A 15,122-nucleotide genomic window follows, 5' to 3' on the forward strand; every position below is an offset into this window, starting at 1 on the left:
CGCGGCCGGTCTTCAGCGTCCACCGCCACCTCCACCGCCGCCACCGCCTCCGGAGAAGCCACCGCCGCCGGCGCCCGACCCGCTTCCCGGCGTCGCGGACGAGGTGGTGATCTGGCTGCTGAGCGCGCTGCCGATCGAGCCGGTGAACGTGCCGAGGTCGCCGACGTTCCCGCTGCCGTGGTACCAGGCGATGCCGGCCGTGGCCGCGGCCGCCGTGGCGGAGCCCACGGCGATGGTGAACTTCTTCGTCCAGGCCTCTTCGACGTCGAGCGCCACGGCATAGGGCAGCAATGCCTCGAAGCGCTTGCCGTCGAGCGGCGGGGGACGGCCGCTGGCGGGCCCCTGGATGCGCGCGAGGTCGTCCTGCTCGGCCACCGCCAGATAGCGCTTGAAGCCTTCGATCTCGTCGAGCAGCCGGCGCCCCTCCGGGGTCGGCGCGCCCACCGTGAATGCAAACACCAGCGCGACCGCCAGCCCCAGCGCCAGTGGCGCCAGCGCCCAGGGCATGCCGCCGCCGTTGCTGGCTGCGGTCAGCAGCAGGGTCGTCACCGTGGTGACGACGAAGATCAGGAAGGCGATCGCGATGCTGCCGCCGTTGTGCCGGAACATCGCCGGCTGGAAGCGCTTGGCCAGCGCCTTGCTGTGCTTTGCGATCGCGGCCTGGATGTGGGCGGCGTTCTCCTTGTCCAGCTCCAGGCGCGGACGCGAGGGCGGCAGCAGGGCCTCGAGCAGGCGTCGTTCGTCGCCGTTGGCGATCGCGGAGGCGGGTACGCCGCTGCGGCGCAGCGTCCAGCGGTCGCCCGGCATCCGCTTCTCGTGTTCGATGGACAGCGCGCCCTTCACCGCGCAGGCGAGCAGGTCGGCGGACATGCAGGTGGTGTCGTAGCGGCGGCGCAGCATGTAGCGCAGCGCCGCCGGCGACTCGCCGCGCGGCGGCTCGTAGCGGGCGATGACCACGCCGGGCTTGGGGTCGCGGCCGACGCGCTGCCAGCGCTTCACGCAGAAGCCCAGCAGCACGATCAGGCCCGAGAGCGCCGCCAGCAGCGACAGGTTGTCGCGCAGCAGCCACATCGCGCTGGCGGCGCGGGAGGGCACCTCGACGATGCCCTTGGGGAAGGACAGCACGATGGTCAGCCCCTCGCGCGCCGCCAGCGGGTGGGTGAGCGCCCAGCGCACCACGCCGGGGGCCGTCACCGTCGCCTGGAAGTCGCCTCCGCGCATGCCGTAGCGGCCGGAATAGCCCTCGGCGGAGAGCAGCGCTTCCGGTACCGGTTCGGGCAGGCGCACCTCGACGCTGCCCGAATCGATGGGGAACTCCCAGAACTGACCGATGGCGTTCCAGTAGAGCTCGTCGTGGTCGTCGAAGAAGCGGAGCTGGCGCGTGGTCCGGTAGCGCAGGGTGTAGGTGGTGTCGAACGGCACCGGCAACAGGTCGTCGCTCCCGAAGTTCACCCGCACGGCGTTGTGCAGGCCCTCGGTGAACCAGGGTTCGGGCCGCCCGTCGCGCTCGACGCCAAGCACGTCGAAGCCGACGACGATGTTGTTGCCTTGCTTGTTCTTGTAGCGGATCGGGAAGTCGCGATAGATGCCGCGGCGGATGTTCCGGCCCTCGGCACGCACGCGGATGCGTTCGGTGACGTCGAGGCTGCCGTCGGCCTGGACGTCGACCGTGATGTCGTAGGCGAGGATGCGCTCGGATGCGGCCGCACACGCTGGCAGCAGCAGCGCGGCCGCCAGCAGCCAGGCCAGCAGCGGCACACGCCGGCGGTTCATTCCCGGAATTCCACCGTGGGCGCCGCGCGGCTGTCGGCGGCGGCCTGGAAGAACGCGGCCTGGCCAAAGCCGAAGGTGCGCGCGACCAGCACGTCGGGCACGCGCTGCACGGCGTCGTTGAGGTCGCGCACGGCGCCGTTGTAGTAGCGCCGTGCGTACTGCAGATGTTCCTCGACGTCGACCAGGTCGTCCTGCAGGCGGACGAAGTTCTCGCTGGCCTTCAGGTCCGGATAGGCCTCGCGAAGCAGCACCAGGCGGCCCAGCGCCTGCTCGAGTTCGGTTTCCACCTGGCCGAGCTCGGCCGGGTCGCGCAGGCCGAGCGCGCGCGCGCGCAGCGCGGTGACGGCTTCCAGCACCGCGCCCTCGTGCGTGGCGTAGCCCTGCACCGATGCCACCAGCTGCGGCACCAGGTCGTGGCGGCGCTGCAGCTGCACGTCGATGTCCGACCAGGCGGTTGCCGCCTGGTTGCGCAGGCGCACCAGGCGGTTGTAGGCGATCACGGCCCAGGCCAGCACCGCGGCCGTGAGCATCCCGGCCAGGATCGGCGCGATCACGAGGGCGCTTCCGCGTGGACATGGACCTCGATGTCGCCCAGCGCCACCACCTGGCCGGCGCGGATCTTGGCGGTCTTGCGCGACTCCACCGCGCCGTCCACGCGCACCGCGCCCGAGGCCACCAGTGCCTTGCCGGCGCCGCCGCTGTCGCACAGGCCCGACAGCTTCAGCAGCTGGTTGAGCTCCACGTGTTCGCCTTCGAGCTCGAAATCGATCTGCTGCATGGGGGTTCCGTGATCCATCAGCCTGCGAGCGTAACCCAGCACGCCGGACCGGGTTAATCTCGGCGCGAGCGTCCCGCCGGGACGCGCAGGGAGACCACCGCATGGGTACCGAACTGCAGATGCTGGCCTGGGCGATCGCGCTGGGCCTGTTCCACCTGATGCTCGACGCCACTCTCAAGACCTCGCAGCGCGGGCTGGCCTGGAACGCCAGCGCCCGCGACGGCGTGCCGAAGCCGCTGGACGGGGTCGCGGGGCGGGTCAACCGCGGATTCCAGAATTTCCTGGAAACGTTCCCGCTGTTCGCCGCGGCGGTGCTGGCGGTGGTCGCCGTCGGCCGCGGCGACGCGCAGACCGCACTGGGCGCGCAGCTCTATTTCTGGGCGCGCCTGGCCTACATCCCGGCCTATGCCTCCGGCATCCCCTACGTGCGCAGCCTGATCTGGGCCGTGTCGCTGGTCGGCATCCTGATGGTGCTGCTGGCGCTGTTCTGAATCAGGGAAGCGGGACGCGCACCCGGCGGCCGTCGAGATCCAGCAGGACGCCGTCGCGGTCGATGGCGGCGATGGTGGCTTCGCCGATGCGGTCGCCATCGACCTTGCGCTGGCCATCGATGACCACGAAGCGGCGCGCGGGATCCTCGTTCCACATGTGCATGCTGAGCTTCATTGCCGGCAGGCGCTGGCGCTGCGCGGAAGCGAGTTCGGTGATACGCGGGATGTCGGCATCCGGCCGTGGATCAGGTCGCGGTGCTGCGGCGATGGAAGGTTCCGTGGAAGCGGGCCCGGCCGCGGCAAGCGGAGCTGCAGGGATTGCCGGCGCAGGGTCCGGAGCCGATGGAGCCACGGGGTTGGCAGGCGCGATGCGCTCGACGCGTGGGAATGCGCCTTCGCCTTCGCCTGCGGTGCCGGTGTCGGAACGCTCCGCAGGTCCGGTTGCGGGCGGCGCCACGGCCGTCTCGTTGCCGGTTGGCGCCCCGTCCCCGCGATCATCGACATCGGAACCGGTTCCGGGTGGCCATGGCAGGGCGAGCGTTGCCAGCAACACGACCGCCGCGCCGGCGATCCACGCCCACGCGGGCACGGCGGAGCGTTTGGGCACGGCCACCGGCGGCAGCTCCACGCGCAGGCCGGGCGCTTCGCCGCGGCGACGTTCGGCTTCTGATTTGCGCAGGGCTTCGAGAATCAGGGACATGCGCGTGCCTCAGTCCAGGGTCCGGGCCAGGCGCGGGCCGGCGTCATTGGAGGCGAGCGCGAACAGCGTCTCCGGACCGACCACGCCGTCGACAGCGAGGCCGCGCGCACGCTGGAAGCGGCGCACCGACTCCGTCAGCGCGGCGTCGTAGGGCGTGCCCGGCGCCGCCTCGGCGGCCACGCCTTCGCGCACCAGGCGCTCGCGCAGCCAGTCCACCGGAGCGCCCCTGCCGCCGCGCGCAGGCGCAGGCACGAGGTCCCCGGATGCACGCCACACCGCGGCATAGCGCCCGGGCCAGGCGCGCTGCAGCGCGGCGCGATCGACATCGACCGGGGTATCTCCGAGCAGCAGGCGTGCGCGACGGCCGTCCGAACCCTGCAGCAGCGCCCAGGCGCTGCCATCGCCGGCTTCGAGCAGGAGCAGGGCCGGCCGGCCGATGGCGGCCAGGCGATCGAGGTGCGCGGTGGCGGTCACGCAGTAGGTGCCGGGCGCGAGCATCGGCGCGCAGCCGCTGGCCGCGCGTGCGTCTTCCACGGTGTGCGGCAGCGACCAGGTGTTCAACAATGCCTGCCAGGCGACAGCGCGCGCGGCGCCGGTGGATGCGGCGCCGATGCGTGAGGCAAGGCCGGCATCGTCGAGCGTGATTGCAGGCAGTGCGTCCGCGTCGCTTCCGTCCGTCGCCGTCGCAGCGTCGCTCATGCCGCTGGCTCCGTCTGCGACTGCTCGGGAGCCCGGAGCAGACGCCGTGGCGCCGTTCGCCGCGCCCGTCGCGATCCCCTCCGCGAGCGGCAAAGCATCCGGCTGCACATTCGGGCGCGGCCACAGCGCCGCGGTCGCGATCGCAACAACAGCCGCGGCACCGATGCCGGCGGCCGCCAGCAGCCAGGGCCGCGGCCGACCGTGCATGGAGGCCTGCGGCTGCAGCGCTTCGCGCGCGGCTTCCTCAACCAGCGCGGCATCGATCGTGGCCCGGTCGCGCGCGTAGCCGGCGAGCAGTGCACGTTCGGCGATCACGTTGACCAGGCGCGGGATGCCGCCGCTGCGCAGGTGGATGCGCTGCACCGCGCCGGCATCGAAGGGGAAGTGCTGGCCGCCGGCGACGCGGAAGCGGTGGCGCAGGTAGTCGGCGGTGCCGGCGGCGTCGAGCGGGGTGAGGTGGAAGCGCGCGGTGATGCGCTGCGCCAGCTGCCGCAGGCCGGGCTCGGCGAGCATGTCGCGCAGTTCCGGCTGGCCGATCAGGATCACCTGCAGCAGCTTCTGGGTGTCGGTCTCGAGGTTGGTGAGCAGGCGCACCTGCTCCAGCGTTTCCACCGGCAGCGCCTGCGCCTCATCGACCAGCAGCACCACGCGCAATCCCTGCGCATAGGCCTCGAGCAGGTGGGCGTTGAGCGCGTCGACCAGGGCCTTGGCATTGCCGCGCCGGCCGTCGAGGTCGATGCGCAGCTCTTCGCACACGGTCTCCAGCAGCTGCACCGGATCCTGGCGCGGGTTGAGCACCAGGGCCACGCGCGCGTTGTCAGGGAGCTGCCCCAGCAGCAGCCGGCTGAGCGTGGTCTTGCCGGTGCCGACCTCGCCGGTGAGCTGTACGAAGCCGCCGCCGCCGCCCTGGGTGATGCCGAACAGCAGGTGCGCGAGCGCGTCGCGGTGGCGTTCGCCGAGGAAGACGAAGCGCGGATCCGGCGTGATCGAGAACGGTGGCTCGGCGAGTCCGTAGTGCTCGAGGTACATGCGATCAGTCTGTCACGTCGCGCGATTCCCCCACGGCCAGGGCCTCGGGGTGGGTGATGCGCCGCGGCCGGGTCAGCACCGGATGCACCAGAACCGCGGCGAGGATGATCACCACGCCCAGGTAGAAGGGCAGGCTCAGCTCCTGCTGTTCGGACAGCAGCACGATGGCCAGCAGGATGGCATAGACCGGCTCCAGGTTGACCGCCAACTGCGCCGAGAACGCGCTCATGTGGCGCAGCGCCACCAGGGACAGTGCGAACGGGAACAGCGTGCAGGCAAAGGCCAGCAGCAGCAGGTAGCCGGCGTCGGACGCACCGGGCAGGGTGAACAGCGGTCCGGCCAGGGCCGGGAACACGAACGGCATCAGCGGTGCCAGCAGGGTGAGTGCGATGGTGCCGGCGCCGAGTTCGACCGCGGTCACGACCAGCGGATCCGCGTGCTCCACCAGGCGCTTGTTGAGCGAGCCGAACAGGGCCACGAACAGCGCCGACACCGCGCCCACCGCCACCCCGATGCGCATGCCGTCGGGAATGCCGCCGACCACCAGGGCGACGCCCGGGAGCACCGAGATGCCCAGGGCGAGCTCGGCGCGCGAGAAGCGCCGCTTCGAGAGTCGCGGCTCGATCATGGCCACGAACACGGTGGCCAGGGCCATGCAGGTCGCCGCCACCGAGGCGTTGGCGAGCTTCACCGCGCCATAGAAGGTCAGCCAGTGCAGGGCCACCAGCACGCCGATGCCGGCATAGGACAGCAGCAGCCTGCGCGGTAGCGCGCGCAGCCCGCGCCACACCCGCGGCACCAGCGCCAGCGCCGCGACCACCAGCAGCATGCGCCACCACACCAGGGGCAGCGCCTGCAGCGTGATCAGCTTGCCGAGGATCGCGGTGAAGCCCCAGAGCAGCACGCACAGGTGGACCTGCAGCTGGGCCTTGGTTGTCGGGGTCATGGGGCATCGCCAAGGGTGGTGAGGCGATTATCGGCGGGAGTGGGGGGCGGTGGCGAGGTTGCCCCCATCTGCCCTTCGGGCATCTTCCCCAGTAGGCGACGAAGAGGGTCGGCTTCGGGTCAGGGGGAGGGGGAAGTGCGACGCTGGGCCCGTGCAAGCCAGGCGCCGTTGGCGGCCCAGACCAGGGCGATGCCGGAGCCGATCACCATCGCCACCGCCGGCTGCTGGGCCACCATGTCGATGCCGGCCTTGACCCAGCCGCTGACCGCGTCGGCGCCGCGGTAGACCACGGTGTCGTTGAAGTTCTTGGCCTTGTACTTGGCTTCCGGCGCGACCACGGTATAGAGCATCTCGCGGCCTGGGCGCACGAAGGCGTACTCGCCGGCGCGGCGCACCACCATCACCACCGCCAGTACCGCGAACACCGGCGCGAACGCCAGCCACAGGAAGCCCGCGGCCACCACCAGCGGCACCGCCACCAGCAGCACGCCCACGCCCAGCGACTTCGCCACGCGCCCGGTGATGAACAGCTGCGACAGGATCGCCAGCGTCTGCACCAGGGTGTCGATGATCCCGAACACGCGGGTCTGGTCCTTGGGGTCCGGGAAGCGGGCCTCCACCAGTGCCGCCTGTTCGAAATAGAGGAAGGTCGTGACGCTGGCCAGCAGCAGGACGAAGCTGGCGATGCCGAGCAGGTAGGGGGACCCCAGCACATCGGTGGCGCCGGCCAGGGGGCTGCCGCCGAGCGCGCGCTGGCGCGGCATGTCGGCGTCCCCGGGCAGCGGCCTCGCGTCGCGCCAGCGGTGCACGCGCCAGGCCGCCAGCGCGGCCGCGGCCAGCAGCGCCGCCGACAGCAGCGACAGTCCCGCATAGCCCAGCGGCCCGACCAGGAACACGCCGAGCAGCGGCCCCACCAGGCCACCGAGGCTGGCGCCGGCGGCCATCAGCGCGAACAGGCGTTTGGACTGCGCCGTGGTGAACACGTCCACCAGCACGCTCCAGGCCACCGAGATCGCGATCATGTTGAACACCGACAGCCAGATGTAGAACGCGCGCGCGATCCAGGGATCACCGGGCTTCAACGCGAAGCAGGCGGCGAAGGCCAGCAGGTTGGTGATGAAGAATCCGTACACCCAGTACAGGATCCGCCGCCGGCGTACGCGGCCCGCGACCCACCCGAACAGCGGCATCGCCGCCAGCGTGGCGACGAAGGTGCCGGTGAACAGCCACTGCAGGTTGTGCACGCCGCCGGCGATGCCCATGGTCTCGCGCACCGGCCGCAGCATGAAATAGCCCGCGAACAGCAGGAAGAACATGGCGAAGCCGGCGACCACCGCGCCGGCTTCGTCGTCTTCCACGCTGAAGGCGCGCTGCAGCCAGCGCGCGCTGCCGGTGGCCATCGATCAGCTGAACATGGCGACGAGTTCGTCTTGCTGGGACGACGTGAGCAACTCGCCATGGCCGGCGCGGAGCTGGTCGGCCTGGCGGTCCGGCTTGCCGGTGGCCGGGATGACCACGGTGACCGCGGGATGGCTGATCGCGAACTTCAGGAACATCTGCGACCACGAGGTGATGCCGGCCTCCGCGGCCCAGTCCGGAAGCGCGCGTCCACCCACGCGACCGAACAGCTTGCCGTCGTCGAAGGCGCGGTTGACCATCACCGCCACGCCCTGGTCGCGGGCGGCCGGGAACAGCCTCGACGCCGCGGCCGGGGAGTTCACCGAGTAGTTGATCTGGATGAAGTCCGGCTTCTCGTCCTGCATCGCCTGCCGCAGCGCGTTGTGCGCGCTGGTCTGGTAGTGGGTGAGGCCGATGTACTTCACCAGCCCCTGCTCCTTCAGCTCCCGGGCATAGGCCAGGGCCTCGGCCATGTTGCGCATGTTGTGCACGGCCAGCAGTTCGACGCGGTTGGTGCGCAGGCGTCGCAGCGAGTCCGCCCACTGTGCCTCGAGCTCGGCGCGGCTGTCGGCGGCGAGCTTGGTGGCGAGGAAACAGCGGTCGCGCCAGCCGCCTTCGTCGAGCAGGGCCCCGACCACGTCCTCGGCGTTGGAATAGTTGGGCGAGGTGTCGATGACGCTGCCGCCGCCTTCGAAGAAAATGCGCGCGACCTCCTTCAAGGCGTCGTATTCCGGCGAACCCGCAGCGACCTCGTAGCTGCCCGAGGTGCCGGCGCCGATCACCGGCAACTGCTCGCCGGTGGACGGGATCGCGCGGGTCAGCATCGGGCCGGTGGACGCAGCGGGAACGGGCGCGGCCGCTGTCTGTGAACCGGGGGGCGTCGCCTCGCGACTGCATCCGGCCAGCGGTGAAAGCACGATCCCGGTGGCGGCGAGCGAGGCGACGGACAGGAATTCACGTCGTGACGTCATGGGCGAATCCTCCTGCTGGAGCGGGCTCGCCAGGCAAGGCTTGGCGAGCATGGGCCAAGGTGCGTGAGGGTCGCGCTCAGCTTCGCACAAGCAGGGCGTGCAGCGCCATTGCGGCGGCCGGGTTGCGCTCCTTGGCGGCGGAAATGAAGAACACGAACACGTCGCGCGGTCCGGCCGGCGCGGCTTCGGCCGCAGCGATGCGGGGCAGGTCGTCGGGTTCGCTGCCGGCTGCCCAGGCGCGTGCGCGCTCGGCCCAGCGCGCAAGCTCGGGCTCCGGGTAGCCGGTCGCGATCCCGGGGCGCGAGCGCATCAGCCGCGCATAGACGAAGCCGGCGGTGATGTCGGCGAAGGTGGGATGCTCGTCGGAATCCGTGAACACGGTCGCCATGCCGTATTCACGCGCAAGCGCGATGTAGTCGGCATCGACGAAGCCGGGGTCGCGCACGTCGAGCACGTGCCGCAGGCTGCGTCCGCCGGACTCGCGCGGCAGCAGCGCGAGGAAGGCGGTGAAGTCGTCGCGGGCGATGCGGGTGCCGCGGTCGAACTGCCACACCAGCGGGCCGAGACGGTCGCCGAGTTCAACGATGCCGCCGATGAAATCCTCGACCTGCGGCCCGGTCTTCGCCAGCGTTCGCGACTGCATGATCCGCTTCGGTGCCTTTGCGGAAAACACGAAGCCCTGCGGCGTCTCGTCGCGCCATCTGGCGTACGTCGCCGGCTTCTGGGTTCCGTAGTAGGTGCCGTTGACCTCGATCGCGGACAGGCGGCGGCTGGCGTATTCCAGCTCCCGTCGCTGCACCAGGCCCTTGGGATAGAAGTTGTCGCGCCAGGGCGCGAAGGTCCAGCCACCGATGCCGGTGCGGATGCCGTCGACCGGCGGCACTGCGTTGTCGAAGAGGCTGTCCATGGTGCCGATGCCCGCCGCCGGCGGGGCCGGCTGGAGCCCGATCATAGCTGCGTGTTCCGATGCGCCGCGTCGTGGCCGATACTGCCCGACAGTCCAGACAGGTGCCTTGCCCATGCGCAGACCGACCCTTGCCCTAGCCCTTTCGCTGCTGCTGCTCCCGATCGCCAACGCAACGCATGCCGCGGATGCCGCGCCTCCTGCGCCGCTCACCGGGCTCGATGCGCAGGTCGAGTCGGTGCGCGAAGCCTTCAAGGTGCCCGGCGTCGCAGTGGCGGTGGTGAAGGATGGCGAGCTGGTGTTCGCCGGCGGCTGGGGCGAACGCGAGGTCGGCAAGGCCGAAGTCGTCGACGCCGACACGCTGTTCTCGATCGCCTCCATCACCAAGGCCTTCACCTCGGCCTCGCTGTCGATCCTTGCCGACGAAGGCAAGCTCGACATGGACGATCGCGTGATCGACCACCTGCCCTGGTTCCGCATGGACGACGCCTACGTCACCCGCGAGATGCGCATCCGCGACCTGCTGGTGCACCGCAGCGGACTTGGCCTGGGCGCCGGCGACCTGCTGTTCTGGCCGCCGAGCGACTACAGCACGCGCGACGTCGTCGAACGCCTGGCGCGCGTGCCCATCGCCGGCGGCTTCCGCGACCGCTACGCCTACGACAACGTGCTCTACGCCGTGGCCCAGCTGGTGATCGAAGGCGTTTCAGGCCAGGCCTACGCGGATTTCGTGCGCGAGCGCCTGTTCCAGCCGGTGGGCATGGGCGACACCCGCATCGACAGCAACGCACTGCGCCCCACCGACACCAACGTCGCCACCGGCCACGCGCGCGCCGGCTTCACCGGTGAGCCCGAGCCGGTGCCGGCGATGTCCTGGTCGAACAACACCGCGGCCGGCGGCATCTATTCCAGCGTCAACGACATGGCGAAGTGGATGCGCGTGCAGCTGGACGGCGGCGTGCTGGAGGGCGAGGGCGAGGATGCGAAGCGACTGTTCAGCGAGAAGCGGCACGAGGCGATGTGGTCGCTGGTGACGCCGATCCCGATCCGCAAGCCGACGGTGCCCGAGCTTGCGGCCACGAAGCCGAACTTCGCCGGCTACGGCGAGGCCTGGAGCCTGAGCGACTACCGCGGCCGCAGGCTGGTCTGGCACACCGGCGGCTGGCCGGGCATGGTTTCGCGGCTGACGCTGGTGCCCGAACTCGACCTGGGCGTGGTGGTGCTGACCAACCAGGAAACCGGCGCGGCTTTCAACGCCATCACCATGCACGTGCTCGACGCCTACATGGAGGCGCCGGCCACGGACTGGGTCGCGGCCTACGCCGCGGCCATCGCCAAGGGCGGCGACAGGGCGGACGAAGACTGGAAGAAGCACGTCGCGGCGCGGGACGCGCGGTCGAAGCCTGCGCTGCCGCTGAGTGGCTACGCGGCCACTTACCGCGACCCGTGGTACGGCGATGTGGTGTTGGCCCAGGGCAGCAAGGGCCTGGAGATGCGCTTCGCCCGCACCCCGCAGCTGGTCGGCGACCTCGAGCACTGGCAGCACGACAGCTTCATCGTGCGCTGGCGCGACCGCACCCTGAACGCCGACGCCTTCGTCGACTTCAGCCTCGATCATGACGGCAAGGTGCGTGAGGCCAGGATGGAGGCGGTGTCGCCGCTGACGGACTTCAGCTTCGACTTCCACGACCTGCGGCTGAAGCCGGTAGAGAAAAAAGGTTCATCTCCCAACTGAGGGAATGGCGCGCCATAGCTACAGCGCGGGCGCCGGATGCCAAGGCCCTTGAGTGCTCATGTCCCCCGGCGCTGGCCTGCGGCCATCGCCTCCTCCTTGACTTCGCCCTCAAGGGCCTTGGCACCCGGTGCGCAGCAGTACGCGGTGGCCGGGAGCAAAGCCGGGGATCTCGCGCATCTGCGGCCGAAGCCAAGCCCCGTCGTGGCCGGGAGGCCTTCGCGGGGAAGTCAAGGAGGAGGCATCCGCCGCCAGGCGGATGCCGGGGGACATGAGCCGCGAAGGCCTCCCGGCCGCGGCGGGGCCCTCCAGGTCTCCGCGAGGCGTAGCGAAAGAAGCACACACTCCTCGTCGAACCGGTTCCCCGGAATTCGGAGATGAACCAAAAAATTAGGCGATACCCTCTTCCCCCGCTTGCGGGGGAAGAGGCCCGAAGGGCAGCTGGCGGCGAGCTTGCGGGAATGTCCCGTTACTGGATCGCCTCTCCCAGCAACAACTGCCGCGCAAACCTCACCGGCGGCGCGCCCGTCGCCAGCACGGCATCGTGGTAGCGCTTCATGTCGAAAGCCTCTCCCTTCTTCGCTTCCACCGCGCGGCGCATGTCGAAATGCTCCTGCGCACCGACGAAGTACGTCGCCAGCTGCGTCGACGACAGCTGCGCGCGGATCCACTTGCCCTCGGCTTCGCTCTGCTGCTGGAAGGTCTGGCGGACCATCAGGTCCATCGCCTGTTCCTTCGTCCAGTTGTCGACGTGGATGCCCTGGTCGAGGATCGCGTTGCCCACCGAGCGGGCGTAGAACTTCAGCTGCATCAGGCGGAACAGCGGGTCGTTGTCGAGGTAGCCGGCATCGGCGACCACGCGCTCGGTGTATACCGCCCAGCCTTCGGCGAAGGGACCCGAGCGTAGCGCCGCGCGCAGCGTCGAGGGATGCTTGGCCGAATGCGCGCCTTCCAGATAGTGGCCCGGCATCGCCTCGTGGATGCTGAGCACGTGGATCATGCGCTTGTTGTACTCGCGCAGGAACGAGGTCACCTGGGCGTCGTCCCAGTCCTCGGGGATCGGCGAGATCGCGTAGTAGGTGTCCAGGCCCTTGTCGAGCGGGCCGGGCGAATCGCAGTAGGCGACCGCGAAGCCGCGCTGGAACTCGGGCATCAGGATGATCTTCACCGGGTCGTCGGGCACGGTGACGATGTCGTGCCCGCGCACGAAGTCCGTGGCCACCTCGAGCGTGTACTTGGCGAAATCGACCACTTCGTCGCGGCCGGGGCGGTCCTCGTTGGCAAGCTCCATCGCCGCTTCGATCGCGGCCTGGCGCTGGTCTTCGCTGGGCTGTTCCGGCGTGTCCGGTGCGCCGTCGAGATCGGCCAGCACCACGTTCGCCACCTCGTACATTTCGTCGCGGACGCGGGCCAGTTCGGCCTCGGCGCGGCGGCGGATCTCCTCGCGCCCCAGCGAGGAGTTCAGCGAGAAGCGCAGCTTCTGGTCGTAGCGCTCGGCGCCGATGCGGAACTCGCCCTTCGCGTTCGGCACCAGGGTGCCGTCCAGCCATGCCTGGTGTTCGCCCACCGCCGGGCGCAGGGCGGCGATGGCGGCGTCCAGGCGCTCGCGATCGGCGCCCTCGAGCAGGTCCGCGTTCGGGGTGATGAAGGTGTCGATCAGGGTGAACAGGCCCTGGTTCTGGCGGGCGACGGTCTCGGCGTGGGTCCTGGGCACGCGCGCCGGATCGAGGTTCTCGCGGGCCTGTGCCAGCAGCGCCGGGATCTTCTCCATGCGTGCGGTGGCGGATTTCAGGCGCTCGGGCAGCGGTGCGAACTCGCGCGCCATCAGGCTGTAGATCGCGCCGCCGGCCAGGCCGCTGTAGACCTGCGGATCCCAGGCCCAGCTCTGCATGGTTTCCAGGTCCCACAGCGAACCTTCAAGGGTGTTGCGCAGGATCAGCGCATCGACCTGGTTCTCGCGGGACAGCGCGCTGGCTTCGAGGGCGTCGAGGGCGTCGAGCATCCCGCGCGTCCACTCGACCGACTTCTGCCGCCCCGCCGCGCCGAGGTCGTCGAGCTCGGCGTCGAAGCGGTGGTCGCCCACCTGGGTGGCCGACACGGGTGACAGCGCCAGGCCCTCATCGAGGAAGCGGGCGGCGAGCGCTGCGAACGCGCGGTCCTGTTCGCTTTCGGCGACGGTCGCGGCGGTCGTGGCCGCATCGCCCGCGGGCGTGGGCACGGTCTGCCCCTGGCAGGCGGCGAGGGCGAGCGTGAGCAGGGATGCGGCGAGCAGTGGACGGGACATGCGGGTCTCGGGTTGGCGGGGACGCGGCAGCATAGGCCGGACGAAGGCAACGCGCAGATGCCGTGCCGACACCGGCCTCAGCCGTCGTCGTCCTCGTCGAACTCGACCAGCGCATCCAGGTCGAAGGCCAGCGCCTCCACCGCCTCGCGCACCCGGCGCGCGGTGGAGGGGTTGGGCGCATCGATCTCGATGGTATGGCCCTGCGGGCCGTCGACGTCACTGAGACCTGCGGAGCTCGAGTCGGCGTCGTCGAGTTCGGGCATCAGGTCGCCGACCTCCTCGACATGCTCGATCCCGTCGAGGCTCTGCAGCAGGTTGATGATGGCGCGCGCGGTGTCGTCGCTGCCGGTGAGGCGGATGCGGAGCAGGGCCATCGTGGGGTCCTCGGGAGGTCTGCCGGGCGGGCGGGGGAGGGGCAAGCCCCGGATGCAGGCTAGGAAGCCGCCGGCAAAGACCGCGTGACGACTCCCGCACTCACTCCGCGATGCGCACCGGCACGGAGATGTTGCACAGGTCGATGTGGCCGGCCGGCTGCAGGTACCAGTCGTCGCGGCGGTTGCGGCGCGACTCGACCACGGCGTCGAACAGCGGCGTGTCGGTGCGCAGCACGCGGACGTCGCTGCGCTCGGCTTCGGGGACCTCGGATGCCAGGCGCAGGGCCTTGATCGGAACGCGCTGCGCCGCCTCCTCGTGGAAGCCCAGCGGGCCGGTGCCGCGCGGCACCACGCTCAGCAGTTCCATGCCCTGCAGCACCCGGCCGACCTGGGTGATGTTGCGGTCGAGCTGGCGTGGCGCCTGGCCGATGACGACATAGAGTTCGGTGCCGTTGCTGGAGTCGGCGGTCATGTCGCGACCGGCGCCGAGGGTGCCGTAGCAGTGCGCCATCCAGGCCTCGCCGGTGTCCGGGTCACGCGCGGCGGGAAAGCCTTCGGCAAAACCGGTCTCCGGCGCCCAGCCGTCGCGATCCGGCAGCGCGTGGAAGGCGAGGCCTTCGGCGGGGCGGGCGAACTCCGCCGGCAGGGTCGGCTTGGCGCTGCCGATCGGCTTCGGCGCTTCGCCCTCGCCGGTGAGGTCGCCGAACTGGACCACGAAGTTGTCCTGCGAGCGGTAGATCGTCAGCCCGTCCCAGAAGCCCTCTTTCGCCAGCGTGCGGATGTTGGCGACGTGTCCGGGGGCGAAGGTTGGCGCGAGCTCGATCACCACGCGACCGCCGGCGAGCTCCATGTACAGGGTGTTGCCCGGGTCGGGGCTGCGCCAGTCGGTGGGGAGGGACGCGTCGAGCAGCTCCTGCGTGGTCTTCGGTCGTTCGGCTTCGGCGGCCGGTTCCGCCGCAGCGGCAGCGGTCGCGGCGGCGGCACACAGCAGGGCAAGGAACAGGGGCAGGGGACGGAAACGGTGGTCTGTGCGCACGTTGGAA

General features: G+C 70.5%; 14 protein-coding genes. 2 read left to right on the forward strand and 12 right to left on the reverse strand.

All coding sequences use genetic code 11. The features are described 5' to 3' along the window. Positions 1-12 precede the first annotated feature (12 nt). From E2169_RS11910 to E2169_RS11920, 3 genes are read right to left on the reverse strand one after another with little or no spacing between them, the layout of a single operon-like run. Positions 13-1,773 (reverse strand): DUF2207 domain-containing protein, encoded by a 1,761-nt coding sequence (locus tag E2169_RS11910; RefSeq protein ID WP_132986830.1) that lies wholly within the window; start codon positions 1,771-1,773, stop codon positions 13-15. After that, a complete protein-coding gene (locus tag E2169_RS11915) occupies positions 1,770-2,327 on the reverse strand; it encodes a LemA family protein (protein WP_207918393.1) in 558 nt (185 codons plus the stop codon). The genes E2169_RS11910 and E2169_RS11915 overlap by 4 nt, the downstream gene beginning before the upstream one ends. Next, positions 2,324-2,551, reverse strand: a complete 228-nt coding sequence (locus tag E2169_RS11920) for an RNA-binding S4 domain-containing protein (RefSeq protein WP_132986831.1) — start codon at positions 2,549-2,551, stop codon at positions 2,324-2,326. The genes E2169_RS11915 and E2169_RS11920 overlap by 4 nt, the downstream gene beginning before the upstream one ends. A gap of 101 nt (positions 2,552-2,652) precedes the next feature. Here E2169_RS11920 and E2169_RS11925 point away from each other — a divergent pair, with 101 nt between their 5' ends. Further along, positions 2,653-3,042 carry an MAPEG family protein gene (locus E2169_RS11925; RefSeq protein WP_132986832.1) on the forward strand — a complete coding sequence of 130 codons (390 nt, stop codon included), beginning with the start codon at positions 2,653-2,655 and terminating at the stop codon, positions 3,040-3,042. Between the two features lies 1 nt (position 3,043). Here E2169_RS11925 and E2169_RS11930 read toward each other — a convergent pair whose 3' ends face one another. From E2169_RS11930 to E2169_RS11955, 6 genes are all read right to left on the reverse strand, one after another. Then, positions 3,044-3,742, reverse strand: a complete 699-nt coding sequence (locus E2169_RS11930; RefSeq protein ID WP_132986833.1) for a general secretion pathway protein GspB — start codon at positions 3,740-3,742, stop codon at positions 3,044-3,046. Positions 3,743-3,751: 9 nt separating this feature from the next. Continuing rightward, on the reverse strand, positions 3,752-5,470 hold the full coding sequence (locus E2169_RS11935; RefSeq protein WP_132986834.1) for an ExeA family protein: 1,719 nt from the start codon (positions 5,468-5,470) through the stop codon (positions 3,752-3,754). A 4-nt stretch (positions 5,471-5,474) separates the two neighbouring features. After that, positions 5,475-6,416 (reverse strand): DMT family transporter, encoded by a 942-nt coding sequence (locus E2169_RS11940; RefSeq protein WP_132986835.1) that lies wholly within the window; start codon positions 6,414-6,416, stop codon positions 5,475-5,477. A gap of 119 nt (positions 6,417-6,535) precedes the next feature. Continuing rightward, entirely contained in the window at positions 6,536-7,816 is a 1,281-nt protein-coding gene (locus E2169_RS11945; RefSeq protein WP_132986836.1) for an NTP/NDP exchange transporter, read from the reverse strand. A gap of 3 nt (positions 7,817-7,819) precedes the next feature. Beyond that, the gene (locus E2169_RS11950; RefSeq protein ID WP_132986837.1) at positions 7,820-8,785 is read right to left on the reverse strand and encodes an aldo/keto reductase; all 966 of its coding nucleotides are present in this window, start codon (positions 8,783-8,785) and stop codon (positions 7,820-7,822) included. A 76-nt stretch (positions 8,786-8,861) separates the two neighbouring features. Next, positions 8,862-9,692 (reverse strand): DUF72 domain-containing protein, encoded by an 831-nt coding sequence (locus tag E2169_RS11955; protein WP_132986937.1) that lies wholly within the window; start codon positions 9,690-9,692, stop codon positions 8,862-8,864. Positions 9,693-9,804: 112 nt separating this feature from the next. Here E2169_RS11955 and E2169_RS11960 point away from each other — a divergent pair, with 112 nt between their 5' ends. Beyond that, positions 9,805-11,424 carry a serine hydrolase gene (locus tag E2169_RS11960; RefSeq protein WP_132986838.1) on the forward strand — a complete coding sequence of 540 codons (1,620 nt, stop codon included), beginning with the start codon at positions 9,805-9,807 and terminating at the stop codon, positions 11,422-11,424. A 466-nt stretch (positions 11,425-11,890) separates the two neighbouring features. On the opposite strand, the gene E2169_RS11965 is transcribed toward E2169_RS11960, so the two are convergent. From E2169_RS11965 to E2169_RS11975, 3 genes are all read right to left on the reverse strand, one after another. Next, complete coding sequence (locus tag E2169_RS11965; protein WP_132986839.1) at positions 11,891-13,705, reverse strand: DUF885 domain-containing protein; 1,815 nt, start codon at positions 13,703-13,705, stop codon at positions 11,891-11,893. Positions 13,706-13,782: 77 nt separating this feature from the next. Continuing rightward, complete coding sequence (locus E2169_RS11970) at positions 13,783-14,079, reverse strand: hypothetical protein (protein WP_132986840.1); 297 nt, start codon at positions 14,077-14,079, stop codon at positions 13,783-13,785. A 100-nt stretch (positions 14,080-14,179) separates the two neighbouring features. Beyond that, on the reverse strand, positions 14,180-15,115 hold the full coding sequence (locus E2169_RS11975) for a peptidylprolyl isomerase (protein WP_370465119.1): 936 nt from the start codon (positions 15,113-15,115) through the stop codon (positions 14,180-14,182). Positions 15,116-15,122: the final 7 nt, after the last annotated feature.

This window comes from Luteimonas terricola (genome assembly GCF_004352845.1).
GTDB lineage: Bacteria > Pseudomonadota > Gammaproteobacteria > Xanthomonadales > Xanthomonadaceae > Luteimonas > Luteimonas terricola.

What these genes read in the sequence shown, in the direction of transcription:
- E2169_RS11910 (WP_132986830.1), bottom strand. Translation starts at nt 1,773, where the DNA reads ATGAACCGCCGGCGTGTGCCGCTGCTGGCCTGGCTGCTGGCGGCCGCG.
- E2169_RS11920 (WP_132986831.1), bottom strand. Translation starts at nt 2,551, where the DNA reads ATGCAGCAGATCGATTTCGAGCTCGAAGGCGAACACGTGGAGCTCAAC.
- E2169_RS11925 (WP_132986832.1), top strand. Translation starts at nt 2,653, where the DNA reads ATGGGTACCGAACTGCAGATGCTGGCCTGGGCGATCGCGCTGGGCCTG.
- E2169_RS11930 (WP_132986833.1), bottom strand. Translation starts at nt 3,742, where the DNA reads ATGTCCCTGATTCTCGAAGCCCTGCGCAAATCAGAAGCCGAACGTCGC.
- E2169_RS11935 (WP_132986834.1), bottom strand. Translation starts at nt 5,470, where the DNA reads ATGTACCTCGAGCACTACGGACTCGCCGAGCCACCGTTCTCGATCACG.
- E2169_RS11940 (WP_132986835.1), bottom strand. Translation starts at nt 6,416, where the DNA reads ATGACCCCGACAACCAAGGCCCAGCTGCAGGTCCACCTGTGCGTGCTG.
- E2169_RS11945 (WP_132986836.1), bottom strand. Translation starts at nt 7,816, where the DNA reads ATGGCCACCGGCAGCGCGCGCTGGCTGCAGCGCGCCTTCAGCGTGGAA.
- E2169_RS11950 (WP_132986837.1), bottom strand. Translation starts at nt 8,785, where the DNA reads ATGACGTCACGACGTGAATTCCTGTCCGTCGCCTCGCTCGCCGCCACC.
- E2169_RS11955 (WP_132986937.1), bottom strand. Translation starts at nt 9,692, where the DNA reads ATGGACAGCCTCTTCGACAACGCAGTGCCGCCGGTCGACGGCATCCGC.
- E2169_RS11960 (WP_132986838.1), top strand. Translation starts at nt 9,805, where the DNA reads ATGCGCAGACCGACCCTTGCCCTAGCCCTTTCGCTGCTGCTGCTCCCG.
- E2169_RS11965 (WP_132986839.1), bottom strand. Translation starts at nt 13,705, where the DNA reads ATGTCCCGTCCACTGCTCGCCGCATCCCTGCTCACGCTCGCCCTCGCC.
- E2169_RS11970 (WP_132986840.1), bottom strand. Translation starts at nt 14,079, where the DNA reads ATGGCCCTGCTCCGCATCCGCCTCACCGGCAGCGACGACACCGCGCGC.